This is a genomic window from Pseudomonas sp. GYB4201, from assembly GCF_056312595.1.
Genome location: NZ_JBWGIG010000041.1, coordinates 1 through 22,069, shown reverse-complemented (window position 1 = coordinate 22,069; position 22,069 = coordinate 1). Strand labels below are relative to the sequence as shown.

Below are 22,069 nucleotides of genomic sequence, written 5' to 3'. Positions count from 1 at the left end.
ACAAGGAAAAGAAGGTGCCTGACCAGGAGGGATTTGTTGCGCGTACGCCTACAGCCCCTGTGATCAGGTGTCTGTAGGCATCATCAGCTGCGGCCAGCGCGGCGGTTCAAGGAGGAATGCCATCTCCGGAGCGGCATCATAGCCAAAGAGCCCAGCCGCACACAACAGCGGCCCCACCGCTCCCAACGGAATATTCACCCCCCGTAGCAGCGGCCACAGGCCGCGTCCCAGGCGCCGCACAGGGCCCAGGACGCGGCCTGCGGCCGCTGCTACGGTGCTATAGGGCGGCGATGGGGACGGTTTCCCAGACGGCGCGGCGCGCGGCGCCGAGGTAATCACTGGCCACGCTGACCGGGGTGTCGAAGCGCAGGTAGGCCAGCGCCTGCGGCTCATGCCGCGGCCAGGTGGGCAGCGCTGCGGTCTGCGGGCTGCCGGTGTGGGCGAAGGCGATGAAGCTGTCGCGCATCTGCTCGGACAATGTCTGCTCGGCCGCGGTGAAGCTGCCCCGCCCCTTGCCCGGCTGGCCCAGGCCAAAGGTGTAGGGAATGTCGCTGCCATGGCACGGCCCGTAGGGCCCGGCGTTGGCGTAGTCGAAACGATACGCCCACACCGGCGCGCCCGCGGCGGCCAGGCGGTCGGCCAGGCGCAGGGCCGGCACACCGACGAAGATGTCGCTGAACAGCTCGCGCTGCCAGTCGCCCTCGGCGCCCGTGCTTCGCTGGTAGGTCTGCTCGACCTTGGCCCAGGTGGCCTCGCCGACCTTGGCGCGCACCCGCGCCGGCAAACCCTCAAGCAGGTTCACCGCCTTGCCGGCGACGAACAGCCCGCTCTCATCACGGCAGTGGCCAATCAACGTCGGCACCGCGTGGAGCGCCTCCAGCGGGTGCACGGGCAGCAGGCTGCCGTCCACCGCCGGGTGGTAGGCCTCGCCGCCCAACAGCGGCGTATTCGACTGCTCCGCCACCTGGATGAACAGGTTGTTCAGCTCGGCCACCGGCATCTGCTGCAACTGCGCGGCATCCACGCCGCCCGCCTGCAGCACCTGGTGCAGCACCTGCGCGGCCTCGTCGGCCTGGAACAACGGCCGCGCGCCGCCACTCTGGATGATCGCGCGGGCAAACAGGCCCTTGGCCGCCGGCACGCCCAGCAGGCAGCCGATGGACATGGCCCCGGCCGACTCGCCCATCACCGTCACGTTGTGCGGGTCGCCACCGAAGGCGCTGATGTTGTCGCGCACCCAGCGCAGCGCGGCGACCTGGTCCTGCAGGCCAAGGTTGGCGGCGCCCGGCTCCGCATGCACGCCCAGGTAGCCAAAGCCGCCCATGCGGTAGTTCACCGTGACGAAAATCAGGTCGCCGCGGCGGGCATAGTCGCTGCCGTCGAAGCGCGGGTCGCCGCCACTGCCCAGCACGAACGCACCGCCGTGCAGCCAGACCAGCACCGGGCGCACGTGCACTGCCGGGCTGGCGGGCGCCCAGACGTTGAGGTACAGGCAGTCCTCCTCGCCCTTGGGCTTGTCCTGCAGCACCGGCGGATAGGGTTGCTGCACCGCCCATGGGCCATAGGCCTCGGCCTTCAGGGGTGCGTACCAGGCCTGCAGCGGCTGCGGTGCCTTGAAGCGCAACTTGCCCACCGGTGGCCGGGCGAAGGGCACGCCCTTCCAGGTGCGGGTGCCGTCGGCCTGTTGCTGGCCTTGCAGCACGCCTTGGGCGACGGTCACCTGGGTGGGCGAAGCCAGGTCGGCCAGGGCGAACGGCGGCAACAGGGCGGCGGTGGAAACGCTGAGGCAGTGCTGGAGAAAACGGCGACGGGACGATTCGAGTGGCATCAAGACCTTCCTTGGAGCATCAGCTCCTTGCTTGTTGTTATGCGCCGGCGAGCGGCCCTGGAAGAATAGATAGTGAGCTAATGACCCGACAGAAAATAAATTGCCAACGGGGCGATCAGCGCACGCTTTAGGCGCCGTAGGAATTTTCTTCAGATCTCTGGGAAGCGTCCTACGTAACTGATGGGGTTGCGCCGTTACCGTCCCCTTGCGCCGTCTGTTCAAGCGCGCAAGCCCGTCAGCCACGGATGCTGTCGGCCCGATGACCCCAAGGGAGTTACCCATGCGCCTGCTGTTCGCCCGTCTCTACGCCCCGCTGTTTTTCTTCGGTTTCCTCGCCGCCGGCCTGTGGCTGGTCGGCGACGGCTTGCCGCTGCCCTTGCTGTTGGTGCTGCTGGCCACGGCTGTCATTGTCGCCACCCTGGCCGAACGCTGGCTGCCCTACCGCCCGCAATGGAACGCCAGCCACCAGGACGAGCCGCGCGACCTGCTGCACGCCCTGGTCAACGAGGGCATCAATGGCCTGGGCGTCATCACCATTCCGCTGCTGGCGTTCCTGTTGCCCACCCCCGGGCTGTGGCCCAGCCACTGGCCACTGTGGCTGCAACTGGCGCTGGCGCTGCCGATCGCCGACCTGGGCATTACCCTGGTGCATTTCGCCAGCCACCGCTTGCCGGTGCTGTGGCGCCTGCACAGCGTGCACCACAGCGTGCCGCGCATGTACGGTTTCAACGGGTTGATGAAACACCCGCTGCACCAGACCCTGGAAGCGCTGGGCGGCGTGCTGCCGTTGCTGTTGCTGGGGCTGCCGCCGCAGTTGGCGGCGTTGCTGGGCTTTGCCGTGGGCATTCAATTGCTGCTGCAGCACAGCAATGTCGACATGCGCATCGGCGCGCTGCGCCATGTGTTCGCCTGGGCGCCGGTGCACCGCCTGCACCACCTGAAATACGGGCGTGTGGGGGACGTGAATTTCGGCCTGTTCTTCACCTGCTGGGACAGGCTGCTGGGCACGGCGCTGCACCTGCCCGGCTACCGCCTGGGTGATGACGTGGGCATTGGTGACCGGCCGGATTACCCGGTGGGGTATGTGGCCCAGTGCGTGGAGCCGTTTCGGGCGCAGCGCAAGCAGGACGCGGCGGTGGTGCCGGACGCGTTGCGCGCAGCGTTGCGGCAAACCCCGTAGCCGCTGCCGACTGGGTGGGCTGGCCGTGGCGTGCACGTATGTTGTGTAGCGCACATTCGGGCCAGCGCAGCCTGCGGCAGCGGCTACGGGTTGGCGGTGTCAGGCGGTCAGCGTTGCCCCGCCGTCCACCACCAGGTCCTGCATGGTCACGTGGCTGGCCAGGTCCGAGGCCAGGAACAGCACCACGTTGGCGATCTCGTCCGGCGTGGCGATCTTGCGCAACGGGATACCCAGCTTGTACTGCTCGGGCAGGCCGGCCACCAGGCGCGTGAAGCCCTGGGGGCCGCCGACCATGTCGCGCAGCATCGGCGTGTCGGTGCTGCCCGGCGACACCAGGTTGCAACGCACGCCGTGTTCGGCCAGTTCCAGGCCGATGCAGTTGTTCAGCGCCACCATGGCCGCTTTCGACGCGCAGTAGGCGGCCATGTTCAGGCGCGGCACGTGGGCGGCGTTGGAGGCGATGCTCACCACCGCGCCCTGGCCCTGGGCCTTGAACACCGGCACCAGCTGGCGGAACAGGTAGAACGGCCCGGAGACGTTGACGTCGAAGCAGGCCTGCCAGTCGTCCACCGACAGCGCGTCGCTATTGCCCAGGCGCAGCACGCCGGCACCGTTCACCAGCACGTCGATACGCGGCTGCTGGCCGAGCATTTCCTGGCACACCTGCTCCACGGCGATGGGGTCGGTGACGTCCAGCACCACGGTCTGGAAGCTGTACGCGGGCTCATTGAAGGCGCGGTCAAAACCGATCACCTGGGCGCCGGCGGCCTGGAAACGCAACGCCACCTGCAAGCCAATGCCCTGCCCCGCGCCCGTCACCCATACGCACTTGTTGGTAAAATCCATTGCAGCTACTCACGGCAAGCCGCCCCACACTCGGGGCGGCGAATCAAAGGGAAATCAGGCGGCCTGGCGCTTGGCCGACAGCACCGCCAACCAGCCGGCCAGGGTCGGCTTGCTCGCCAGCTCGGCAAAGCTGACGTCCAGGCCGTCGCGCTGCCAGTTGCCGATCAGGGTCATCACCTGCACCGAGTCCAGGCCGTAGTCCATCAGGTTGTCGTCGGCGCCCGGCTCGCCGTCGTCGGCGTCCAGGAACGGCGTGAGCTGGGCCAGCAGCCAGGCCTGGTCCAGCGCTTGGCCCTGCTGGCCAATGATGCTCTGCACGTCGGTGACGAAGCCCGAACGGGTGGCCACGTAGCGCAGGGCCATGCGGTGCTCTTCCTCGGAGAAATCGGCCAGCGCGTCGCCGACGAAGAACGGCTTGATGTCACGCATGAACGCCTCGGTGGCGCTGACCATGCAGCCGATGTGGGCGTACACGCCGCAGATGATCAGTTGGTCGCGCCCGCCTTCCTTGATCATCTGCTCCAGCGGCGAGCGAATGAACGCGCTGTAGCGCCATTTCACCAGCACCGTGTCCTGGGGCAGCGGGCGCAGCGGCGCCACCACCTGCTGCACCTGGCGGCTGGCCGTGGTCAGGCCCGGACCCCACATGTCGTTGAGCAGCGCACGGTCCTGGGGGCTCTGCTCGGACGGCTGGGCGGTGTACACCACCGGGATGCCCTGGGCGTGGCACCAGGCGCGCAGGGCCACGACGTTGGCCACCAGCTGGGCCACCAGCGGGCTGTCTTCGCCGTAGAAGTCGAGGAAGTATTCCTGCATGTCGTGAATCAGCAGCACCGCCCGCGACGGGTCGAGGGCCCAGTTGACCTTGTTGGCCGGGAAGCTGGCGACCGTGGGCATGGGGTAGCTGGCGAGTTTCGGGATAGCCATGGGTAAAGCCTTATGCGGATGCGTTGTCGAGGGCTGCGCGCAGGGTCTCGCGCAGCTGCTTCTTGTTGATCTTGCCGACGGCGGTCAAGGGCAGCTCGGCCATGAACTGGAAGCGGTCGGGCAGCTTGTAGTCGGCCACGCCCTGGGCGCGCAGGTACTTGCGCAGGTCCGAGGGTTTCAGCGCAGGGTCGTTGGCCACCACGCAGGCGCAGCTCTTCTCGCCCATCAGCTCGTCGGGGATGGCCACCAGGGCCACGTGGGTCACGGCCTGGTGGTGCAGCAGCAGGTTCTCGATTTCCTCGGCGGCGATTTTCTCGCCGCCGCGGTTGATCACGTCCTTCACCCGGCCGACTACTTTCAGGTAGCCGTCGGCGTCCTGCTGCACCACGTCGCCGGAGTAGTAGAAGCCTTCGGCGTCGAACACCTGGGCGTTGTGCTCGGGGGCCAGGTAATAGCCGCGGAAGGTGTACGGGCCACGGGTGGCGAGCATGCCCGGCTCACCCGGCGCCACGGCGCGGCCTTCTTCGTCGAGCACGCGGACCTCGTCGTCGGCGCTCATGGGGCAGCCCTGGGTGGTAAACACCCGCTCGCTGTCGTCGTCCAGGCGGGTGTAGTTGACCAGGCCCTCGGCCATGCCGAACACCTGCTGCAGCTGGCAGCCCAATTCTTCAGGCACGCGACGCGCCAGGGCCTCGGAGAAGTTGGCGCCGCCCACCTGCAGCACCTTCAGGCTGTGCAGGCGCGCGCGATGCTCGGGCGCGGCGCGCAGCCACAGGGCCACCGCCGGCGGTACCAGCGGCACCCAGTCGACGCCATGGCGCTCGATCAGCGCGAAGCAGTTCAGCGGCTCGGGGTCGCTGGCCATCACCACGCAGCCACCAGCGATGAACACGCCCAGGGCGCCGGGCGAACTCATGGTGTAGTTGTGGCCGGCCGGCAAGGCGCTGAGGAAGCACGTGGCCGGGGTCAGGCCGCACAGCTCCACGCTGCGGCGCAGGCTGTAGTAGTAATCGTTGTGGGTGCGCGGGATCAGCTTCGGCGTGCCGGTGCTGCCGCCCGACAGCTGGAAGAACGCCACCTGGCCGCCTTCGCTGGGGCTGGCGACGAAGTGGCGCGCTGGGGTTTGCAGGTGCGTCTGCAGGTCGGCGCCGTCGAGCACCACGGTGGCCAGGCTCGGTGCCACGTCACGCAGTTCGTCGAGGAACACGTCGTTGGCGAACAGGGCGTGGCGGCTGGAAGCAATCAGCACCTTGGGCTGGATCTGCCGGGCGTAGGCCAGCAGTTCCTGGCGCTGGTGGCTGAACAGTGCGTTGACCGGCGCCACGCCCAGCTTCAACAGGGCGAAGAAGGTGACGTAGAACTCGGCGATGTTGGGCAGCTGCACCAGCGCCGCGTCGTGAGTGCGCAGGCCGCTGGCGTGCAGGTAGGCCGCGAGGTTGTCGGACTGGCGGTCCAGCTCGGCGTAGCTGAGGATACGCTCGCCGCAGATGATCGCCGGGGCGTCCGGGCGCGCCTGCACCTGCTGGGCGAGAATGTCGGTCATTGGCCGGTCCAGCCAGTGACCCTGGGCGCGGTAATGGGCGGCCAGGTCAGCCGGCCAGGGCGTGAAAGCGATGCTCATGCGCAGCCCGCCTGTGCGTCGAGGCCGCAGGCGGCCAGCATGGTGCCGAGCTTGGCCTGGGTTTCCTTCCATTCCGATTCGGGGCACGAGGCCTCGACGATGCCGGCGCCGGCGAACAGGCGAATGCGGTCATGCTGCACGGTGCCGCAGCGGATGGTCACCACCCACTCGCCGTTGCCGTGGCTGTCGCACCAGCCCACCATGCCACTGAACAGGCCGCGGGTCTCGGGTTCGACCAGGTCGATCAGCTTGCGCGCCAGTTGCGTGGGCGCGCCGCACACGGCCGGCGTGGGGTGGATCTGGCAGGCCAGCTGCAGCGCCGAGGTGTTGGGGTCGCGCAGCTGCCCTTGCAGGGCGGTGGACAGGTGCCACATGGCGGCGGTGCTCAGCAGCGACGGGCCAGGCGGCACTTCCAGCTCGCTGCACACCGGTTCCAGCACGCGGCGGATGTCGTCGATCACCAGGCTGTGCTCGTACTGGTCCTTCTCGGACACCAGCAGCGCCTCGCCCACTTCGCGGTCCTGCACCGGGTCGACGCGGCGCTTGGCAGAGCCGGCAAGGGGGTTGGTGAACACCTGGTCGTCGGTCTTGCGCACCAGCAGCTCGGGGCTCACGCCGATCAGTTCGGCGCCGTCGGCCATGGGCACGCGGAAGTGGTAGCCCGAGGGGTTCTGGGCGGCCAGGTTGGCCAGCACCTGCTCGACATCCACCGGCTGGGTCAGCTGCACGTCGAGCTGACGCGACAGCACGGCCTTGCGGATGGTGCTGGAGCGGAAGTTGGCAATGGCCTGGTTGACGGCGGCCTTGAAGCCGGCTTCGTCGGGAATGCTGCGCTGGTTCAGCACCGCCGGGCGCGCGGCCTCGGCCTGGGTAGCAGCCGCTGGCTGCTCATCGCGCCAGGCGCACTGGCGGGGAATGTACAGGCAGGACGGCTGGGTGGTGTCGAAGGGGATCGCGCCCATCACAATGGGGTTGTCGATGCCGGCCTCGCGCGCCCGCGCCAACGCGGCGCCGACTTCGGCGAGAAACGCGCTGGAGGACACGCCGCCGCTGCCGGCCGCGCTATTGATACGGCTGAAGATACCTTGGCCGCGCAGGCTGCGCGTGCCGGAACGGAAGAGGAACTGCGCCTCTTTGCTACCGTCTGGCGTACGGTATCGCTCGTTTTCCAGGTGGTGTGTCGTCATGACGTTCGCCTCGTGACTCGTAATGAGAATTGCTATCAATCATGTTAAGGTTATGGATAGCAGGAAACGTTGTCAACGAGACCTCGGTCTCACCGCCGGTACAAACCCACCCTGTAGCAGCGGCCGCCAGGCCGCGTCAGGGCCTTCGCGATTTCCATTCCGGGCCCGGACGCTGCCTGGCGGCAGCTGCTACGGGGCGTGTATCGGCGGCGATACGTGCTTGTGGTTGCAGGCACACACCTCATTGATAAAAATGAGATTTATTCTCCACCAGGGACGCCTACCTTCATGCCCATCCGATTCCCCCGCCCTGCCCTGCGCGCCGGCCTGTGCCTGCTGGCCGCCTGCCTGCCGCTGCTGGCCGCCAGCGCCTACGCCGACGCCGGCTGGCCGCGCACCCTCAACGGCGAGCACGGCAGCGTGGTGCTCAACCACGCGCCCACGCGCATCGTCTCCACCAGCGTGACCCTCACCGGCGCGCTGCTTGCCATTGATGCGCCGGTGATCGCCAGCGGCGCCACCACGCCCAACAACCGCGTGGCCGACGACCAGGGCTACCTGCGCCAGTGGGGCGCGGTGGCCAAGGCGCGCAACGTGCAGCGCCTGTACATCGGCGAGGCCAACGCCGAAGCAGTGGCGGCCCAGGCCCCGGACCTGATTTTGATCAGCGCCACCGGCGGCGACTCGGCCATAGCCCTGTACGACCAACTCTCGGCCATCGCCCCGACCCTGGTGGTGAACTACGACGATAAAAGCTGGCAGCAGCTGGAAACCCTGTTGGGCGAGGCCACCGGCCATGAAGCCCAGTCCGGCCAGCTGATCGAAGCCTTCGCCGAGCGCCAGGCGCAGCTGCGCAACAGCCTCAAGCTGCCGCCGCAACCGGTGTCGGCGTTCGTCTACAACCCGGCCGCGCGCCAGGCCAACATCTGGACCGCCGCCTCGCCCCAGGGCCAACTGCTGGCGCAGCTGGGCTTCGAACTGGCCGAGCCCTCGCCGGCCCTGGCCAACAGCCAGAACATGGGCAAGCGCAAGGACATCATCCAGGCCGGCGGCGAGCACATGGCCGACGCGCTCACTGGCCAGAGCTTCCTGATGTTTGCCGCGGAACCGGCGGACACCAAGGCCATCCTGGGCAACACGCTGCTGGCGCACCTGCCGGCCATCGACAAACAGCGCGTGTACGCCCTGGGCGCCGACACCTTCCGCCTCGACTACTACAGCGCCAACCACCTGCTCGACCGCCTGCAGGCGCAGTTCGGCACGCCCGGCGCTCAGGCCGCCACGGCGTCGAACTGAACCCGGCGCAGCTGGCGCATGCCCAGCGCCAGCACCAGCCCCACCGCCATCGCCGCCAGGCCGAACGCCAGGGCGGCGTTGGCCGGTAGCAGCCACGAGCCCAAGCCCCCCAGCAACGCCGCGCCCAGGGCGTCACCACTGACGTTCTGGGCGGTCCACAGGCCGTTGACCCGGCCCAGCAGGTGGTCGGGGGTCTGCGCCTGGATCAGCGCGTACTGCAGCAGCGCATTCACCGCACTCAAATAACCGAAGCCTGCCAGGCACAGCAGCGCCAACCAGAACGACGGCACCACGCTGAACCCGGCGATGGCGGCAAACGCCAGCAGCGCCGTGGCCAGCATGCGCTTGCCCGGGCGCGGCGTGGCCGCCAGGCGGCCGCTGGTGATGGCGCCGATGGCCGCGCCCAGGGGCGTGGCCGCGTACATCAGGCCCAGGTGCGCGGGCTCCAGCTGCCAGGCCAGGCCCAGCGCCGGGTACAGCACGCGCACGGCGCTGGCCAGGGTCAGCAAGGCGCCAATCAGCGCCACGGTGCCCACCACGCGGTTTTCGAACAGGAAGCCGATGCCGGTGGCCAGCGCCTTCAGCGGGTGTTCGCGCGGCACCGGTGGTGGTGGCAACGCCGGCAGGCGCAGCAACAGCAGCACCGTAATCAACGTGCCGAACGCCGCCAGGCCATAGTTCCAGGCCACGCCACCAGCGCTGATCAACAGCCCGCCCAGCAAGGGCGAGAGAATCGAGCCGATGCGCACGGTGAGCATGCTGATGGCCCCCGCCTGCACCATGTGCTCGCGGCCCACCAGCGCCGGCGTCGCCGCCAGCAAGGCGGTGACGCCAATGGCGCCGAAGAAGCCGTCCCACAGCGACAGCCCGTAGATAGCCAGCAGCGACGGCTGCGCCAGGCACGCGTTGAGGCACAGGCCGACGAAGGCGATGCCGCAGGTGGAACGCGCCAGCAGAATCAGCCGGCGTCGCTCATAACGGTCGGCCAGCACGCCGCCGAACATCAGCCCAACGAACATGCCGGTGCCGGCCAGTGTCACAGCCAGGCCAACCTGCAGGGGGGAATGGGTGAGGGCCTGGATCTGCACCGGCATGGCAATCGCCAGCAAGCCCAGGGAGATCAATGACAGCAGCCGGGCAAGGAACACTGCGCGAAACGCCGGGTGGCTGCGCAGCAGGCTGAGGTTGAGAAAAATCGACGGTCTGGCCATGAAACTCCCTTGTATCGACAGGCCTGTATCGATAGGCGAACTACCTATCAAGCGGGCCACATGATAGCATTCGCCAATCAGTCGTATAAACGAATGCTTCGTATTTGTATCGATACATTAAGGCGATTCACGATGTTCGCACCGCTCCGGCAGGGCCGCCCATGAGAGCTTCCCTGCGCCTGCCCCTCACCGCCCTGGCGCTGCTGGGCGCCGTGCTGGCCAGCCTCCAGATGGGCGCCCACCTGGCCCCGCTGTCACAGGTACTGGACGCCCTGACCGGCGCCTGCACCAGCGTCGACTGCGTGATCATCACCGACGCGCGCCTGCCGCGCACCCTGGCCGGGCTGCTGGCGGGCGCGGCGCTGGGGGTGGCCGGGGCGCTGATGCAGACCCTGACCCGCAACCCGCTGGCCGACCCCGGCATCCTGGGTATCAACGCCGGCGCCAGCTTCGCCCTGGTGGTGGGCATGGCCTGGCTGGGCGTCAACGGCCCGGACCAGTACGTGGTGTGCGCGGTCATCGGCGCGCTGCTGGCCAACCTGCTGGTAACCCTCAGCGGCTTCACCGGCGGGGGCCGCGTGAGCCCCATGCGCCTGACCCTGATGGGCGTGGCGCTGACCGCGGTGTTGGAAGGCATCGGCTCGGGCATCACCCTGCTCAACCCGCTGGTGTTCGACCAGATCCGCTACTGGCAAGCGGGTTCGCTGGACGTGCGCAATCTTGAGCTGATCAAGGCCGCCGCCCTGCCCATCGGCGCCGGCGTGCTGCTGGCGCTGGGGCTGAGCCGGGCGCTGGACAGCCTGGGCATGGGCCTGGACATGGCCGCTGCGCTCGGCACCCGGGTGCTGCGCACGCAGCTGCTGGGGTTGCTGGCGATTACCCTGCTGTGCGGCGCGGCCACGGCGATGGTCGGCCCCATCGCCTTCGTCGGCCTGATGATGCCGCACCTGGCGCGCTGGCTGGCCGGGCCCGAGCACGGCCGGCAGCTGCCGTTCATTGTGCTGCTGACGCCCACCGTGTTGCTGTTGGCCGACACCCTGGGCCGGGTGATCACCGTTGGCGAGCTGCGGGTGTCGGTGATGACCGCCTTTATCGGCGCGCCGGTGCTGATCTGGTTGGCGCGCCGCCAGCGCCTGGGGGCCAACTGATGAGCACATTGCACAGCAGACGCCCGCTGTTCACCGCCACCGCCCTCGCCCTGCTGTGCCTGGCCCTGGCCGCCTGGGCGCTGGCCAGCGGCAGCCTGGCGCTGAACCTGGGCCAGGTGCTGGACGCCCTGGGCGGCCAGGGCGCACCGGGCACGCAATTGATCGTGCTGCAATGGCGCCTGCCGCGGGTGGTGGCGGCGCTGGTGCTGGGCGCGGCGCTGGCGGTCAGCGGCGCGATCTTCCAGTCGCTGATGCGCAACCCGCTGGGCAGCCCCGACATCATGGGCTTCAACACCGGTGCCTACAGCGGCGTGCTGGTGGCCCTGGTGCTGTTTCACGGCAGCACCCTGGGCAGCGCCTCGGCGGCGCTGATTGGCGGCCTGCTGACCGCCGTGGTGGTCTACCGCCTGGCCTGGCGCAACGGCATCAGCACCCTGCGCTTGATCATCATCGCCCTGGGCGTGCGCGCCATGCTGGTGTCGTTCAACACCTGGGTCGTGGTCAACGGCTCGCTGGAAGCCACGCTGTCGGCGGGCCTGTGGAACGCCGGCACGCTCAACGGCATCACCTGGGCCAAGGCCGTGCCGGCGCTGCTGTGCATCGCCGGGGCCCTGGCCGGCAGCCTGGTACTGAGCCAGCGCATGCGCCTGCTGGAAATGGGCGATGACACCGCCAACGCCCTGGGCGTGCCGGTGGAGCGCTCGCGCCTGCTGCTGCTGTTGATGGGGGTGATACTCACCGCCGCCGCCACCGCCGTGGCCGGGCCGATTTCGTTCCTGGCCCTGGCGGCGCCGCAGATTGCCCGGCGCCTGAGCCCCTCGCAACACCTGACTCTGCCGCTGGCGGCGCTGACCGGCGCGGCCTTGTTGCTGGCCGCCGACCTGGCCGCCCAGCGCCTGTTCCTGCCCTACCAACTGCACGTCGGGCTGATTACCGTCAGCCTCGGCGGGCTCTACCTGATTGGCCTTCTGATTCGGGAAACCCGCAAGCGATGACCGCCCTGCCCGCCCCTTCGCGCCTCTGGGCCGAGCAACTGACCCTGGGCTACGACGACAAGGTCGTGGCCCGCGACCTGTCCGTGCACATCCCCGACGGCGAACTGACCGTGATCATCGGCCCCAACGCCTGCGGCAAGTCGACCTTGCTGCGCACCCTCAGCCGCCTGCTGCAGCCTACGGCCGGCCAGGTGTGGCTGGATGGCCAGGCCATCAGCCGCTATCCGACCAAAGAGGTCGCGCGGCGCCTGAGCCTGCTGCCGCAAAGCTCCACCGCGCCCAGCGACATCCTGGTGCGCGACCTGGTGGCGCGTGGGCGCTATCCGCACCAGACCCTGTTCAGCCGCTGGAGCGCCGCCGACGAAGCCGCGGTGCAAGGCGCCATGGCGGCCACCGGCGTTGCCGAGCTTGCGGAAAAACCGGTGGATACCCTGTCCGGCGGCCAGCGCCAGCGCGTGTGGATCGCCATGGTGCTGGCCCAGCAGACACCGCTGGTGCTGATGGACGAACCCACCACCTGGCTCGACATCACCCACCAGATCGACCTGCTGGAACTGCTGCGCGAACTCAACCGCGATCAGGGCCACACGCTGGTGGTGGTGCTGCACGACCTGAACCACGCCTGCCGCTACGCCACGCACCTGATCGCCATGCGCGGGGGCAAGGTGCTTGCCAGCGGCAAGCCGGCCGACATCGTCACACCCGAGTTGATCGAGGCGGTGTATGGCTTGAAGTGCGTGATCATCGACGACCCCGTGGCGGGCACGCCGATGATCGTGCCGCTGGGGCGCTGACGCGGCCTGGTGATTGTTGTAGCAGCGGTCCCAGGCCGCGTCCAAGGCGCCACGCCTTTCCCGGCACGCCGCGGTGCCCCCTGACGCGGCCTGCGGCCGCTGCTACGGGGCCCCGCACGGCGCAGGGTTTCTGTAGCAGCGGCCGCCAGGCCGCGTCATGGGTCAAAGCGCCTTCAACGCCCGGTTGATCAACGGCCCCACCTGCGCCATCGAGGCCGGCGAGATGATGTCCACGTGCGCGCACGGCAGGCGGTGCACCTTGAGACTGCCCACGAACGGCCCCCAGGTCTGCTGCACGTCCATGCCTTCAGGCAGGGTTTTCTCGGCCACGAACAAGGTTGCCTCGCCGCTATAGGCCGAGCTGCGCGCCGTGGCCAGCAGGCGCACGGAGTCGGCGTAGTTGGCTTCGATGTCGTCGAACATGCCGCCACCGCCTGCCGCCATGGCCGCATCCTGCAGGCCCTGCTGGGCCGCCAGGAACAGCTCGCGCTCGCGATTGACCTCGTCCAGCACCTCCTGCTTGAGCACGTTGCGGCCTTGGCGTTCGTCCCAGTTCTGGGTTTCAGGCGGGTAGGTGTCGAGCAGGCCCAGGAAGGCTACCTGCTCGCCCGCGGCCTGCAACCGCGCGGCCACGCCCTGGGCCAGGGTACCGCCCAACGAATAGCCGGCGAAGTGGTACGGGCCACGGGGCTGCAAGGCGCGTACGGTGAGCAAGTGCGCATCGCAGGCGGCGTCGAGGTTGGCGCAGCTGTGCAGCGGGCCATTGCCGCGCGGCGACTGGATACCCACCAGCGACCAGTGCGGGTCGATGTAGCGCTGCAGCACGCTGAACTGCCAGGCAAAACCCGAGGCCGGGTGGAAGCAGAACAGCGTCGGGCCGTTGCCCTGGCGCAGTGGCAGCACGCTCTCGAAACCGGCCCGGCGGGTTTCGTCTTCGCTCTGCTCGCTGGCCAGCAGCTGGGCCAGGCGCTCCACGGTGGAGGCGATCATCACCTGCCCCACCGCCACCGGCCGCTGCAGTTCGCGGCGCAAGGTGGCGGCCAGGCTCATGGCCAACAAGGAGTGGCCGCCCAAGGCGAAGAAATCGTCCTCGGCGTTGACGCCGTCGCGCTCCAGCACCCGGGCGAAAGCCTCGGCGATCTGCGTTTCCAGGCCTTCGGCGGGTGCACGGCCGCAGGCCTTGGCGCTGGCCTGTGGCAACGGCAACGCCTTGCGATCCAGCTTGCCGGTGGCGCCCAGCGGGAACTCATCCAGCTGCACCAACGCCACTGGCACCATGTGTGCCGGCAGGCGGTCCACCAGGGCCATGCGCAGGGCAACCAGGTCCAACTCGCGGTCGCCCTGGGCGATCACGTAGCCCACCAGCTGGCGCGCGTCACCGCCGCCCACCTGGGCCTCGCCCAGCACCCGGGCGTGGGTCACGGCCTGCTCGACGCCCGGCAAGGCCAGCAGCGCGTGGTCGATTTCGCTCAGCTCGATGCGCTGGCCGCGAATCTTCAATTGGTCGTCGCTGCGGCCCAGGTATTCCACCGCGCCGTTGTCCAGCCAGCGCGCCACGTCGCCGGTGCGGTACATGCGCCCGCCGTTGCCGTAGGGGTCGGCGACGAAGCGGCTGGCGGTCAGGTCGGCGCGGCCCAGGTAGGCGTGGGCCAGCTGCACGCCGGTCAGGTACAGGTCGCCGGCAACGCCGGGCGGCACCATGCGCAGGCGCCGGTCGAGAATGCGCAGGCCGGTGTTCCACACCGGGAAACCGATGGGCACGCTGGCGCCCTGCACGCCGGCCAGGGCGTCACCGTGGGCCGGGTACCAGCTGACGTCGACGGCCGCTTCGGTGGGCCCGTAGAGGTTGTGCAGCGGCACGCCAGTGCGGCGCTGCCACAATTGCGACAGATCGGTCGGTAACGCCTCGCCGCTGCAGAACACCTGGCGCAGGCTGCGGCAATGGGCGATGGCGGCGTCGTCGTTCAAGGCACTGACGAACGCCGCCAGCATCGAAGGCACGAAGTGCGTGGTGGTCACGCCCTGCTCGCTGAACAGCCGCTGCAGCGCTTCCGGGTCCCGGTGCGCCTCGGGCGGCGCCATGTGCAGGCGCGCGCCGGTGATCAGCGGCCAGAAGAACTCCCACACCGACACATCGAAGCTGCACGGGGTCTTCTGCAGCACCACGTCGGTGCTGCCCAGGGGGTACTGGTGCTGCATCCACAGCAGGCGGTTGACGATGGCCTGGTGGCCGACGATCACGCCCTTGGGGCGGCCGGTGGAGCCGGAGGTGTAGATGATGTAGGCGGCGTGCTCGGGCGTCGGCTGGGCGAACTGCAGCGGGCCGTGCGGGTCCAGCTGCAGCGGCGCTTCCAGCAGCAGCGCCGGGCAGCTGGCCACGCCGGCGAAGCGCGCGGCCTGGGCGGTGTCGGTGATGATCAGGCGCGGCGCGGCGTCCTCCAGCATCAGCTGCAGGCGGTCGTCGGGGTAGCCGGTGTCCAGCGGCAGGTAGGCGGCGCCCACCTCCAGAATGGCCATCAGCGCCAGGGACAGGAACACCGAGCGTGGCAGGGCCACGGCGACGATATCGCCAGGCTCCACGCCCTGGGCCACCAGCCGTTGGGCCAGGGCCTGCACCTGTTCGCGCACCTGTTGATAGTCGAACTGATACTGGGCGTCCGACAGCGCCGGTGCGTGGGGCGTCAGCAGCGCCTGGGCGGCCATCAGGCTGACCAGGGTGTCGTCGGTCAGCGGCTGCTCGGTGGCGTTGGCGCGGGCCAGCAGCGCCAGGTCCTGGATGTCCAGCAGGTTGGCGGCCTCGCAGCGCAGCTGCGGGTTGGCGCCGAACTGCGTCATCAACAGGCTCAGGCTGCGCAGGTGGCGGGCCAGGGTGGCGTCATCGTAGCGCTCGGCGTTGGCCAGCAGCTCCAGCGACAGCTCGCCGCGCGGGGTCAGGAACAGCGCCACTTCCAGGTCGCGCACCGGGCCCGAGGCCAGGGTGTGGGTGACGCCGGCGATGCCGTCCAGGTCCAGGGCGAAGTCGAACAGCTTGAGGTTCTGCACCACGCCGTACAGCGGCTCGGCGTCGCCGATGCGGCCCAGGTCGCGCTGGATCTGTTCGGCGTCGTAGCGCTGGTGCTTGCGCAGGCGCTTGAGCTCGGCGGCGATGCTCTGCGCCAGTTCCGCCAGGGTGGCCTGGGGCTCGACCTTGACCTGCATGGGCAGCACGTTGATCACCGCGCCACTGGCGCTGGCGGCGGCCGAGCCCATGCGGCGCATGAAGATGAAACCGGCGGTGAAGGCGTCCTGGCCGCTGAGGCGCGACAGCCACAGGTTGACCAGCGCCAGGGCCATGTCGGCGCGGCTGATGGCGGGCGGCTGGTCGGCCATAAGGCGGTCGAAGGCCTGGGTGTCGAAGTTCAGGGTGTGGCGCAGCACGCGGCTGCTGGCGCTCTGGCCGCCCAGCGGCTGGCTCGACAAGGTGGCCGGCGGCGGCAGTTGGCGGCCCTTGTCCAGCCAGAACTGCGCGTCGCGTTCGCACGTCGCGCCCTGGCGGTAGGCCTGGTACTCGGCCACCACCTGGCTGAACGGGGTGAACGGCGTGGGGCCGGCGGCCTCGCCACGACGCAGGGCGTTGTAGTGCTCGGCGATGCGCCGGGTGATGGCGGCGAAGCTGTAGCCGTCCACGGCCAGGTGGTGATAGCGCTGGTACCAGAACCAGCGGCCCTCGCCCACCTGCATCAGCCGGTTCACGCACTCAAGCCCACCGCTGGCCACGCGCAGGTCGCCCTGCAGGTCCTGGCGCATCCACGCCAGTGCGGCGGCGGCCGGGTCGGCCTCGCCGCGCAGGTCGGCGCAGGTGGGGCGTGCCGGGGCGCGGCTGAAGTCGAACCACTGCAGCGGCTGGCCGTCGCGCTCGGCGACGTGCAGGTGCAGGGTGTCGACCTCGGCCAGGCCTGCCTCGATGGCTTGCAGCAGCAGGTCGCTGTCCAGCGCGCCGGCCAGTTCCACGTAGTGGGCCACGGCGTAGGCGTTGTGGTGCGGCGACAGTTGGTCGGCCATCCAGATGCCCGGCTGGGCGGCCACCAGGGGCATTTCGTGGCGGGTAGCGGCCAGTGGGGTCACAGGCGCGGGGTTTGACAGGTTCATCCGTGACTCCGGTTCAGGAAGCGTTGGCGCCCAAGGCGCGGCGCAGGGAAGCGGGACGCAGGTCGCGCCAGTGCAGTTCCAGCCACTGCCCGCAGGCTTCGCGGCTGGCGGGGCCGTGGACGATGGTCCAGCCCGGTGGCACGGCGCAGAAGTCCGGCCACAGGCTGTGCTGGCCCTGGTCGTTGATCAGCACGTGACAGCCCTGTTGCGGGTCGTCGAAAGGGTTGAGTTGCTCCACGGAATGTTCCTTGTCGTGAGAGGGTCGCGGCGGTTCAACCCGCCGCGCAAAAGTCGGCCCACAGTGCCGCCAGGCCATCGAGCAGGCCCTGGCGCCAGCACAGGGCATCGTGGCCGCCGTTGACCACGCGGTACTGCGGGGCAAGGCCGGCGTCGCGCAGCGCTTGCACCATGCGTTGGTTGGCGCGGTGGATCACCGGTTCGCGCAGCCCGGCTTCGATAAACAGTTTCAGCGGCTGGCCATGACCGAGCCCGGCGTCGACGCGCTGGGGCAACTGCCGCGCAAGGTCATCGCGGGGCCACCAGAACGAGCCGGACTGGGCCAGCACGCAGCCAAAGCGCCGCGGCCACTGCAGGCCGGCGTACAGCGCCGCCAGGCCGCCAAAGCTCTGCCCGGCGACCACGGTGGTGGCGGGGTTCGCCGAGTGGGCCTGCCAGCTCATCACCTGCGGCAGCAATTCTTCCTGCAGGGCTTCCCAGAAGGCCGGGTTGCAGGCCAGTTCGGCGCTGCGGTGGGCGGTGTCGATGCTGTCGACGAACAGGTACACCGCACCCGGCAATGTGCCGTTGGCGGTCAGCGCCTGCAGCGGCTCGGCCAGGGGCAGGCTGGCGGTCCAGAAGGCGCCGTCCAGCAGCACGGCCAGGGGCCGGCTGGGGTCCTGGGCGCGGCCGGTACTCAGCAGCCACACCCGGCGGCTGTTGCCCAGGCGCGAGCTGTGCCAGTGGTATTGCTGCACGCTGGCGGCCGGCGCCTGGCCGGCGTCCACCGGCAGCCAGGCCGGGTGCGCGGGCGCCTGCGGCATGTGCAGGCCGGACACGCCCAGGCCACGGCCGCCGGTCCAGGGCCGCATGGGGTTCAGGGGATCGTGCTGCGCGCGCGGGAACATGGCTCGCCACCAGGGGCGCAGCGCGTTCAAATCGGGGTTGCCGTGGGCGTCGACGGCATCGAAATCGCGGTCGTCGTCGCAGGGCATGAAGCTGTAGCTGCCGCGCCAGTTCGCGTCGATGCGCGTCTGCCACAGCCAGATGTCGGTGCCGTCGATGCGCGCCAGGCTTTGCGGCGCGCATTGGCGGTGGTGGTCGGTGAGACCGGTGATGTTGATCCAGACGCGTCGTGTAGCCGACGTGGCGGCCGTGCCGCGGGGGTCACGCCAGACGAAGGTCACGGCGTGCCCCCCGGCCTGCGCCGGGCCGACCAGGGGCGTACCCTGCTCGGCCAGCGCCTGCCACCACGACTCGCTGCCCAGGTCCTTGCGTGCCAGGAGCTTGTCCATGGGGACCTCTTAGAACTCGTACCGGGCGCCGACGCTGAAGGCGCGGGACTGGCCGAGGAAGTTGAAGGTGGCCGCCGAGCCGACGCGCGAGTAGTAGTCGCGGTTCAGCAGGTTGGTACCGTCCAGGGTCGCGGTGAGTTTCTTGGTGATCGGGTAGGACAATTTGGCATCCACGGTGGCGTAGCCAGGCGCGGCCACGGTGTAGGTGCTGGTGGTCATGTAGAAGTCGCTCATGGCGGTCACGCCGCTGCCGATGGCCAGGCCTTCCAGCGGGCCGCTGGCGACGGTGTACTTGTTCCACAGCGAGGCGGAGTGCTTGGGCATGGTCTGGAAGGTGCTGACCGCGTCGCCGCTGAGCACCTGGGTGTCCATGTAGGTGTAGCCGGCCAGCACGTCCCAGTTGGGCAGCAGCTTGCCGCTGACTTCGAACTCGGCGCCGCGGATGCGGGTCTTGCCGGACGCTACGTCGTAGGTCGCGGTCGGGTCATCTTCAGGGGTGGTCGCACGGTTCTTGTCGGTCAGCTGGAACACCGAGACGCGGGTGTTCAGGTCGCCGCCGAAGTAGCTGCCCTTGATACCGGCTTCATACTGCTCGCCGGTGCGCGGCTTGAGCACGTTGCCGGCCTGGTTGGTCTCGGTCTGCGGCTTGTACACCTGGGAGTAGCTGAAGTACAGCGAGTTGTTGGCGTCCAGGTCGTACACCGCGCCACCGTACGGGGTGACGTGGGCGCTGATGGTCTGGTCGTAGTCGGTCTGCGCGCCGGTCTTGAGGGTGGTGGTGTAGCCGCTGCCCTTGTAGTAGCTCAGGCGCGCGCCGCCGATCAGCGCCAGGTCGGCGATGGGGCGGAAGGTCAGCTTGGAGTACAGGCCGTATTCTTCGGACTGGGTGCCAACCTTGGTGGCGGTGCTGCTGGCGTAGATGTCGGTCGGCTTGGCGAACGACGTCGGGTCGTAGCTGTTGACGTTGATGGTGCCCAGGGTGCCGGCGGCGTTCTTGTAGTAGTTGTGGTAGTTCTTGTAGTCGGTGCCCACCACGAACTCGCTGACGTTGCCCATGGCCTCGAACGGCTGGCTGTAGCTGGCGTCCATGGACACGGTGTTCTCGGTGAACTCGCGGCCGGTGTAGCCTTCGGTGGCGGTGCCGGTGCTGGACACGCCGCTGCGGGTGAAGGCGTACAGGTAGTCGGCGTCGCGGTCCGAGGTGCGCAGGGCAACGCGGCCGTTGCCGCCGTTGTCGAAGTGGTGGGTCAGCTCGGCGGTGAAGTCGGTGGTCTTGCCGTCGAAGTAGTTCCAGTCGGCGCCCAGGAACTTGGAGCGGCTGAAGTTCAGCAGGTTGCCCTTGGTGTCGGTCGGGTAGCCGTTGTTGGGCGTGATGTTCTTCACTTCGTGATTCAGGCCGAACGACAGCTGGGTGGCGTCGTCGAGGTCGATGTCCAGAGCGCCGTAGTAGGTTTCGCTGTCGCTGGCGTTGTAGTCGACCATGCCGTTGCTGGCGTCACGCGAGGCGATGAAGCGCCCCCGCACACGGCCTTCGGAGTCCAGCGGACCGGAGACGTCGACCTGCTCGTGGTTGGTGTCGAAGGTGCCGTAGCTGGCCTCGACGCTGCCCTGGAAGTCGGCGGTGGGGCGCTTGCGCACCATGTTGACGATGCCGCCCAGCTCGCTGGTGCTGCTGAACAGGCCGGCCGGGCCGCGCATCACTTCCACGCGGTCGTAGGCGACCAGCGACGGCACGGTGCCGAAGATGCTGGTCATGGGCGCTGGCAGGCCGTCGATCTGGTATTCGTCGTACTCGTAGCCGCGCGAGTAGATGGACGAGCGACCGCTGTCGTTGGTCAGCACGCGCAGGCCGGCGGTGTACTTGGCCAGGTCATCGAGGTGGACGAACTTGCGGTCCTTGATGTACTCGCTGGTGTAGGTGGAAATGGATTGCGGAATGTCCTTGAGCGGTGCCGGGGTCTTGGTGCCCACGGTGGCGCCCTGCACGGTGTAGCCGCCGGTCTGTTCGGACGGTGGCATGTCGTAGAGCTTGTTGCCCTCGATGGTCAGGGTGTCCAGCTCCAGCGGCGCGCTGGCCTGGGCCTGGGGCTGGGCAACGGTCTCGGCCAGGGCACTGAGCGGGAATGGCGCCAGCAGGCCAACCAGTACCAAGCCATGGGTGCGTCGCAGGGCACCGCTACGTTTACTTCCGTTCATACCACTTCCTTTGCATGATCTGTTCGACAGATGTCTTTTTCCTGCGCCCCGGGCGCAGCCTTTGTGATGCCGCGTCATGCAGCCCTCAGGTACCCGCCCTGCCCCGCTTCGCCAGTGGCCCCCGCCACTTTTTCTGGGCAAACGTCTGCCGGCCAGGCTTTTGCAGGCGTGAGCGAGACGATTGGGCGAAGCGTCGGGGGCGGTTACCCGCGCCTGGTGAGGCGCTGTGAAACGAGGTGCGGCATGGTGCGGCGCGTTGATGGTAATAACTCTCAATAACAATCGCAAACGCAATTGGTAGTATTTCTTGATTGTTACATTGCCGTAGATGGGTTACGCGGCCAGGCCGCGTGGTGCGCGGGGGGTGATGGGTGCGTATCAGGACCAATACCGCCGGCCTGTCGTCACCTGGTACACCGCGCAAGGCCGCGTCACCTGGCACACCGCGCAGGGCCCGGACGCCGCCTGCGGCGGCTGCTACAGGAGCGTGCGCAACCCGCTGAGCGCAGCGGTTGCTGTAGCAGCGGCCGCAGGCCGCGTCACCTGGCACACCGCGCAAGGCCAGGACGCCGCCTGCGGCGGCTGCTACAGGGGCGTGCGCAACCCGCCGGCGGGTTGCTACCTGGCACACCGCGCAGCGCCCGGACGCCGGCTGCGGCGGCTGCTACGGAAACGGTGCGCTACAGCCACACCGCCGCAACCATCCCCAGCGCCCCCAGGCAGAAGCCGATCAAGGCACCCCGCCCCGGCCGCTCGGCGAACAGCGCCCAGATCACCACCGGCTCCAGCAACAGCAACGAAGTCACCGAGACCACGGTGATCAGCCAGATATCACCGGCCGCACGAAACCCCAGCCAGTAGGCCGCGATCAGGCAAAACCCGGCCACGCACATCACCGTGGCCGGCATCAGGAAATCAAGCCAGGAAGTGTGGCCGGTGTGAGCCAGCCGTGCAGTGACGACCTCGCTGTAGATGGCGCAGAACTCGCCAGCCACCATCAGGCCTATAGCAGAAACTCCGAGTAGTTCTTTGGACATGTGACAAACCCCTTGGTATTGAGCGCCAGATTTTTCAGCTCCCAGGCCGTGATCGCGCCGTTGATCGAGACGGCGGGCCGGTAGCGAGGGGTGGTGGCGGGTTCGCTCAAGGTGAAGCAGGGGTACATGGCCAAGCTCCTTTCTGGTGGAAAAAGTAGTGTAGC

The 22,069-nt window shown here is 68.7% G+C and carries 17 protein-coding genes and 1 riboswitch; of the genes, 5 read left to right on the top strand and 12 right to left on the bottom strand.

All coding sequences use genetic code 11. The features are described from left to right. Positions 1-67: 67 nt before the first annotated feature. Positions 68-136, bottom strand: a riboswitch (Fluoride riboswitch). A 141-nt stretch (positions 137-277) separates the two neighbouring features. Beyond that, on the bottom strand, positions 278-1,828 hold the full coding sequence (locus tag AC0Z2B_RS27300) for a carboxylesterase/lipase family protein (RefSeq protein WP_476300791.1): 1,551 nt from the start codon (positions 1,826-1,828) through the stop codon (positions 278-280). 280 nt (positions 1,829-2,108) lie between these two features. On the opposite strand from AC0Z2B_RS27300, the gene AC0Z2B_RS27295 reads away from it, so the two are divergent. Further along, entirely contained in the window at positions 2,109-3,008 is a 900-nt protein-coding gene (locus tag AC0Z2B_RS27295; RefSeq protein ID WP_476300789.1) for a sterol desaturase family protein, read from the top strand. A 99-nt stretch (positions 3,009-3,107) separates the two neighbouring features. On the opposite strand, the gene dhbA is transcribed toward AC0Z2B_RS27295, so the two are convergent. Genes dhbA through AC0Z2B_RS27275 form a run of 4 tightly spaced genes read right to left on the bottom strand, consistent with a single transcriptional unit; the run spans position 3,108 to position 7,589 of the window. After that, the gene (dhbA, locus tag AC0Z2B_RS27290) at positions 3,108-3,854 is read right to left on the bottom strand and encodes a 2,3-dihydro-2,3-dihydroxybenzoate dehydrogenase (RefSeq protein ID WP_476300787.1); all 747 of its coding nucleotides are present in this window, start codon (positions 3,852-3,854) and stop codon (positions 3,108-3,110) included. A gap of 54 nt (positions 3,855-3,908) precedes the next feature. Beyond that, positions 3,909-4,781: an isochorismatase gene (locus tag AC0Z2B_RS27285; protein ID WP_416424930.1), complete on the bottom strand. Its 873-nt coding sequence runs from the start codon at positions 4,779-4,781 to the stop codon at positions 3,909-3,911. Positions 4,782-4,791: 10 nt separating this feature from the next. Continuing rightward, positions 4,792-6,402, bottom strand: coding sequence for a (2,3-dihydroxybenzoyl)adenylate synthase (locus AC0Z2B_RS27280; protein ID WP_476300785.1), 1,611 nt, complete (start codon positions 6,400-6,402; stop codon positions 4,792-4,794). Further along, on the bottom strand, positions 6,399-7,589 hold the full coding sequence (locus AC0Z2B_RS27275) for an isochorismate synthase (protein WP_476300783.1): 1,191 nt from the start codon (positions 7,587-7,589) through the stop codon (positions 6,399-6,401). The genes AC0Z2B_RS27280 and AC0Z2B_RS27275 overlap by 4 nt, the downstream gene beginning before the upstream one ends. A gap of 288 nt (positions 7,590-7,877) precedes the next feature. Here AC0Z2B_RS27275 and fepB point away from each other — a divergent pair, with 288 nt between their 5' ends. Further along, entirely contained in the window at positions 7,878-8,885 is a 1,008-nt protein-coding gene (gene fepB, locus AC0Z2B_RS27270) for a Fe2+-enterobactin ABC transporter substrate-binding protein (RefSeq protein ID WP_476300781.1), read from the top strand. Here fepB and entS read toward each other — a convergent pair. Then, on the bottom strand, positions 8,861-10,096 hold the full coding sequence (gene entS, locus AC0Z2B_RS27265; RefSeq protein WP_476300779.1) for an enterobactin transporter EntS: 1,236 nt from the start codon (positions 10,094-10,096) through the stop codon (positions 8,861-8,863). The genes fepB and entS overlap by 25 nt on opposite strands. Before the next feature lie 161 nt (positions 10,097-10,257). Between entS and fepD the strand changes: the two genes are divergently transcribed. The 3 genes from fepD to AC0Z2B_RS27250 are packed head-to-tail and all read left to right on the top strand — an operon-like array spanning position 10,258 to position 13,033. Continuing rightward, entirely contained in the window at positions 10,258-11,244 is a 987-nt protein-coding gene (fepD, locus tag AC0Z2B_RS27260; protein WP_476300777.1) for a Fe(3+)-siderophore ABC transporter permease, read from the top strand. Continuing rightward, the gene (gene fepG, locus AC0Z2B_RS27255; protein WP_476300775.1) at positions 11,244-12,239 is read left to right on the top strand and encodes an iron-enterobactin ABC transporter permease; all 996 of its coding nucleotides are present in this window, start codon (positions 11,244-11,246) and stop codon (positions 12,237-12,239) included. The genes fepD and fepG overlap by 1 nt, the downstream gene beginning before the upstream one ends. Then, positions 12,236-13,033, top strand: a complete 798-nt coding sequence (locus tag AC0Z2B_RS27250) for an ATP-binding cassette domain-containing protein (RefSeq protein ID WP_476300773.1) — start codon at positions 12,236-12,238, stop codon at positions 13,031-13,033. The genes fepG and AC0Z2B_RS27250 overlap by 4 nt, the downstream gene beginning before the upstream one ends. A 162-nt stretch (positions 13,034-13,195) precedes the next feature. On the opposite strand, the gene AC0Z2B_RS27245 is transcribed toward AC0Z2B_RS27250, so the two are convergent. The 6 genes from AC0Z2B_RS27245 to AC0Z2B_RS27220 all read right to left on the bottom strand — a co-directional run. Continuing rightward, complete coding sequence (locus AC0Z2B_RS27245) at positions 13,196-17,161, bottom strand: amino acid adenylation domain-containing protein (protein ID WP_476300771.1); 3,966 nt, start codon at positions 17,159-17,161, stop codon at positions 13,196-13,198. Positions 17,162-17,174: 13 nt separating this feature from the next. Continuing rightward, positions 17,175-17,399 (bottom strand): MbtH family protein, encoded by a 225-nt coding sequence (locus AC0Z2B_RS27240; protein WP_416424939.1) that lies wholly within the window; start codon positions 17,397-17,399, stop codon positions 17,175-17,177. A gap of 34 nt (positions 17,400-17,433) precedes the next feature. Next, positions 17,434-18,672 carry an enterochelin esterase gene (fes, locus tag AC0Z2B_RS27235; RefSeq protein WP_476300769.1) on the bottom strand — a complete coding sequence of 413 codons (1,239 nt, stop codon included), beginning with the start codon at positions 18,670-18,672 and terminating at the stop codon, positions 17,434-17,436. Positions 18,673-18,681: 9 nt separating this feature from the next. Next, on the bottom strand, positions 18,682-20,868 hold the full coding sequence (locus AC0Z2B_RS27230) for a TonB-dependent siderophore receptor (RefSeq protein ID WP_476300767.1): 2,187 nt from the start codon (positions 20,866-20,868) through the stop codon (positions 18,682-18,684). Between the two features lie 680 nt (positions 20,869-21,548). Next, positions 21,549-21,866 (bottom strand): hypothetical protein, encoded by a 318-nt coding sequence (locus AC0Z2B_RS27225; protein WP_476300837.1) that lies wholly within the window; start codon positions 21,864-21,866, stop codon positions 21,549-21,551. A gap of 5 nt (positions 21,867-21,871) precedes the next feature. After that, on the bottom strand, positions 21,872-22,069 hold a 198-nt coding region (locus AC0Z2B_RS27220), incomplete at its 5' end, for a hypothetical protein (RefSeq protein ID WP_476300839.1).